Origin of the sequence: Pseudidiomarina insulisalsae (genome assembly GCF_003987065.1) — a bacterium.
Lineage (GTDB): Bacteria > Pseudomonadota > Gammaproteobacteria > Enterobacterales > Alteromonadaceae > Pseudidiomarina > Pseudidiomarina insulisalsae.
Genome location: NZ_PIPY01000016.1, coordinates 1 through 5,177 on the forward strand (window position 1 = coordinate 1; position 5,177 = coordinate 5,177).

The 5,177-nt window shown below is 51.9% G+C and carries 2 tRNA genes and 2 rRNA genes; all 4 read right to left on the reverse strand.

The window, feature by feature from the left end:
• Nucleotides 1–53: 53 nt before the first annotated feature.
• The 4 genes from CWI71_RS11985 to CWI71_RS12000 all read right to left on the reverse strand — a co-directional run bounded on the left by CWI71_RS11985 (nt 54) and on the right by CWI71_RS12000 (nt 5,003).
• Nucleotides 54–2,936, reverse strand: a 23S ribosomal RNA gene (locus CWI71_RS11985).
• A gap of 213 nt (nt 2,937–3,149) precedes the next feature.
• Nucleotides 3,150–3,225, reverse strand: a tRNA-Ala gene (locus CWI71_RS11990).
• Between the two features lie 88 nt (nt 3,226–3,313).
• Nucleotides 3,314–3,390: transfer RNA gene (locus CWI71_RS11995), tRNA-Ile, on the reverse strand.
• A 69-nt stretch (nt 3,391–3,459) separates the two neighbouring features.
• Nucleotides 3,460–5,003: ribosomal RNA gene (locus tag CWI71_RS12000) — 16S ribosomal RNA — on the reverse strand.
• The 16S and 23S rRNA genes sit together here with 2 tRNA genes alongside, the layout of an rRNA operon.
• Nucleotides 5,004–5,177: the final 174 nt, after the last annotated feature.

Below are 5,177 nucleotides of genomic sequence, written 5' to 3' on the forward strand. Positions count from 1 at the left end.
TGGTAAAGGGTCGAACATGTGTTCGAGACAACCCTAAACACCTTCGGTGTTGTATGGTTAAGCCTCACGGGCAATTAGTACGGGTTAGCTCAACGCATTACTACGCTTCCACACCCCGCCTATCAACGTTGTCGTCTTCAACAACCCTTCAGAGCACTTACGTGCTAGTGAGAGCTTATCTTGAGGCTCGCTTCCCGCTTAGATGCTTTCAGCGGTTATCGATTCCGAACATAGCTACCGGGCAGTGCCACTGGCGTGACAACCCGAACACCAGAGGTTCGTTCACTCCGGTCCTCTCGTACTAGGAGCAACCCCTCTCAACTCTCAAACGCCCACGGCAGATAGGGACCGAACTGTCTCACGACGTTCTAAACCCAGCTCGCGTACCACTTTAAATGGCGAACAGCCATACCCTTGGGACCGACTACAGCCCCAGGATGTGATGAGCCGACATCGAGGTGCCAAACACCGCCGTCGATATGAACTCTTGGGCGGTATCAGCCTGTTATCCCCGGAGTACCTTTTATCCGTTGAGCGATGGCCCTTCCATTCAGAACCACCGGATCACTATGACCTGCTTTCGCACCTGCTCGACGTGTCTGTCTCGCAGTTAAGCTGGCTTGTGCCATTACACTAACCGTACGATGTCCGACCGTACTTAGCCAACCTTCGTGCTCCTCCGTTACGCTTTGGGAGGAGACCGCCCCAGTCAAACTACCCACCAGGCACTGTCCTCACTCCCGATAAGGGAGCTAAGTTAGAACATCAAACATACAAGGGTGGTATTTCAAGGATGGCTCCACGTCAACTAGCGCCAACGCTTCTAAGCCTCCCACCTATCCTACACATGGAGGTTCAATGTTCAGTGCCAAGCTGTAGTAAAGGTTCACGGGGTCTTTCCGTCTAGCCGCGGGTACACCGCATCTTCACGGCGATTTCAATTTCACTGAGTCTCGGGTGGAGACAGCGTGGCCATGGTTACACCATTCGTGCAGGTCGGAACTTACCCGACAAGGAATTTCGCTACCTTAGGACCGTTATAGTTACGGCCGCCGTTTACCGGGGCTTCGATCAAGAGCTTCGCTTACGCTAACCCCATCAATTAACCTTCCGGCACCGGGCAGGTGTCACACCCTATACGTCCTCTTTCGAGTTTGCAGAGTGCTGTGTTTTTAATAAACAGTCCCAGCCACCTGGTCACTGCGGCCAGCTCCGGCTTCTCCCGCAGGGGAGTTACCAGCTCTGGCGTACCTTCTCCCGAAGTTACGGTACTATTTTGCCTAGTTCCTTCACCCGAGTTCTCTCAAGCGCCTTAGTATTCTCTACCTGACCACCTGTGTCGGTTTCGGGTACGGTCAACATGTACCTGAAGCTTAGAGGCTTTTCCTGGAAGCAGGGCATCAACAACTTCGCACCCGTAGGTACTCGTCTCGTATCTCAGTCTTAGCAGCCCGGATTTTCCTAAGCCGCCAACCTACATACTTTCACCGGGATAACCAACACCCGGCTTGCCTAGCCTTCTCCGTCCCCCCATCGCAGTACATGCCGGTTCAGGAATATTAACCTGATTCCCATCGACTACGCCTCTCGGCCTCGCCTTAGGGGCCGACTTACCCTACCCTGATTAGCATGGGATAGGAAACCTTGGTCTTCCGGCGTGCGGGTTTTTCACCCGCATTATCGTTACTCATGTCAGCATTCGCACTTCTGATACCTCCAGCATGCTTCTCAACACACCTTCAACGGCTTACAGAACGCTCCCCTACCCAGCAAACAAGTTTGCTGCCGCAGCTTCGGTGCATGGCTTAGCCCCGTTACATCTTCCGCGCAGGCCGACTCGACTAGTGAGCTATTACGCTTTCTTTAAAGGATGGCTGCTTCTAAGCCAACCTCCTAGCTGTCTGAGCCTTCCCACATCGTTTCCCACTTAGCCATGACTTGGGGACCTTAGCTGGCGGTCTGGGTTGTTTCCCTCTCCACGACGGACGTTAGCACCCGCCGTGTGTCTCCCGGATAGTACTCACTGGTATTCGGAGTTTGCATGGGGTTGGTAAGTCGGGATGACCCCCTAGCCCAAACAGTGCTCTACCCCCAGTGGTATTCGTCCGAGGCGCTACCTAAATAGCTTTCGGGGAGAACCAGCTATCTCCGGGCTTGATTAGCCTTTCACTCCGAGCCACAGGTCATCTCCTAATTTTTCAACATTAGTGAGTTCGGTCCTCCAATTGATGTTACTCAATCTTCAACCTGCCCATGGCTAGATCGCCCGGTTTCGGGTCTATACCTTGCAACTAAGCGCCCAGTTAAGACTCGGTTTCCCTACGGCTCCCCTATGCGGTTAACCTTGCTACAAAATATAAGTCGCTGACCCATTATACAAAAGGTACGCAGTCACCCTCCGAAGAAGGCTCCTACTGCTTGTACGTAGACGGTTTCAGGTTCTATTTCACTCCCCTCGCCGGGGTTCTTTTCGCCTTTCCCTCACGGTACTGGTTCACTATCGGTCAGTTGGGAGTATTTAGCCTTGGAGGATGGTCCCCCCATATTCAGTCAAGATAACACGTGTCCCGACCTACTCGTTTTCACAATTATGTTGGCGTCGTGTACGGGACTATCACCCTCTATTGTCGTGCTTTCCAACACGTTCCACTACCACCATGATTGCTTAAGGGCTACTTCCCGTTCGCTCGCCGCTACTAGGGAAATCTCGGTTGATTTCTTTTCCTCCGGGTACTTAGATGTTTCAGTTCTCCGGGTTCGCTTCCTTAAGCTATGTATTCACTTAAGGATAGTGTGCAAGCACACTGGGTTGCCCCATTCGGAAATCCATGACTCAAGCGGCTCTTACTGCCTTATCATGGCTTATCGCAAGTTAGTACGTCCTTCATCGCCTCCAACTGCCTAGGCATCCACCGTCTACGCTTCGTCACTTAACCATACAACCCGAAAATGTTTATATCTTCAGTCGTATGGGCTGTTCTCGATGCTGTACACAAGTTCGATACGCCTCTACCAAAATGGTTGATTCAAGTAGAGTGGCATTTCATTACTTTATTACAATCAGCTTGTCCTTATTGTTAAAGAGCGTGTAACACGAGGTTACCGGTAAACACTTTCGCAAAAATGCTTAACGCTAACTTCAAGAGAAATGGTGGAGCCAAGCGGGATCGAACCGCTGACCTCCTGCGTGCAAGGCAGGCGCTCTCCCAGCTGAGCTATGGCCCCATAAGTAATTCGCGGGAGGGCAAGGCGGGAAGCAGCGAAGCATAGCCTGCTATGCGAGTTGCTTACCAACGCAGCCATCGTGCGAATTTGGTGGGTCTGAGTAGACTTGAACTACCGACCTCACCCTTATCAGGGGTGCGCTCTAACCAGCTGAGCTACAGACCCAGTTTCTCTCGTTACATCTATCAAACCAGGCAATCTGTGTGAGCACTTAACTTCTTCAAGGCTGTTTCATAAGGAGGTGATCCAGCCGCAGGTTCCCCTACGGCTACCTTGTTACGACTTCACCCCAGTCATGAACCACACCGTGGTGATCGTTCTCCCGAAGGTTAAACTAACCACTTCTGGTGCAGCCCACTCCCATGGTGTGACGGGCGGTGTGTACAAGGCCCGGGAACGTATTCACCGTGGCATTCTGATCCACGATTACTAGCGATTCCGACTTCATGGAGTCGAGTTGCAGACTCCAATCCGGACTACGACGCGCTTTTTGAGATCCGCTTACTATCGCTAGCTTGCTTCCCATTGTACGCGCCATTGTAGCACGTGTGTAGCCCATCCCGTAAGGGCCATGATGACTTGACGTCGTCCCCACCTTCCTCCGGTTTATCACCGGCAGTCTCCACAGAGTTCCCACCATTACGTGCTGGCAACTGAGGATAAGGGTTGCGCTCGTTGCGGGACTTAACCCAACATCTCACAACACGAGCTGACGACAGCCATGCAGCACCTGTCTCAGAGTTCCCGAAGGCACAGCCCTATCTCTAAGACCTTCTCTGGATGTCAAGGGATGGTAAGGTTCTTCGCGTTGCATCGAATTAAACCACATGCTCCACCGCTTGTGCGGGCCCCCGTCAATTCATTTGAGTTTTAACCTTGCGGCCGTACTCCCCAGGCGGTCAACTTAGTGCGTTAGCTGCGTTACTCACATCGTTTATGACACGAACAACTAGTTGACATCGTTTACGGCGTGGACTACCAGGGTATCTAATCCTGTTTGCTCCCCACGCTTTCGTACCTCAGCGTCAGTTTCTGACCAGGTGGCCGCCTTCGCCACCGGTATTCCTTCCTATATCTACGCATTTCACCGCTACACAGGAAATTCTACCACCCTCTTCAGAACTCGAGCCTACCAGTTCAAAATGCCATTCCCAGGTTGAGCCCGGGGCTTTCACATCTTGCTTAATAGGCCGCCTACGTACGCTTTACGCCCAGTAATTCCGATTAACGCTTGCACCCTCCGTATTACCGCGGCTGCTGGCACGGAGTTAGCCGGTGCTTCTTCTGTGGCTAACGTCAATGCGCAAGAGTATTAATCTTACGCCCTTCCTCACCACTGAAAGTGCTTTACAACCCGAAGGCCTTCTTCACACACGCGGCATGGCTGCATCAGGGTTTCCCCCATTGTGCAATATTCCCCACTGCTGCCTCCCGTAGGAGTCTGGGCCGTGTCTCAGTCCCAGTGTGGCTGATCATCCTCTCAGAACAGCTAGAGATCGTCGCCTTGGTGAGCCATTACCTCACCAACTAGCTAATCTCGCTTGGGCCTATCTTTAGGTGTAAGGTCCGAAGAGCCCCTACTTTGGTCCGTAGACATTATGCGGTATTAGCCACAGTTTCCCGTGGTTGTCCCCCTCCTAAAGGCAAGTTCCCAAGTTGTACTCACCCGTCCGCCGCTCGTCAGCAAAGGAGCAAGCTCCTCTCTGTTACCGCTCGACTTGCATGTGTTAGGCCTGCCGCCAGCGTTCAATCTGAGCCATGATCAAACTCTTCAGTTTAAAGTGTTTAATCGACCCATTGAATCAATGACTTAATAAATCTTAATTTGTTAAGCACTTTTCCAATCAGTCAGGTGTATCCGAAGATACTGCATCCGAAGATGCTTTTTCTCTGCCTGAATCCGGTAAGTGCCCACACAGTTTGCTTGGCTTGATATATTGTTAAAGAACGTT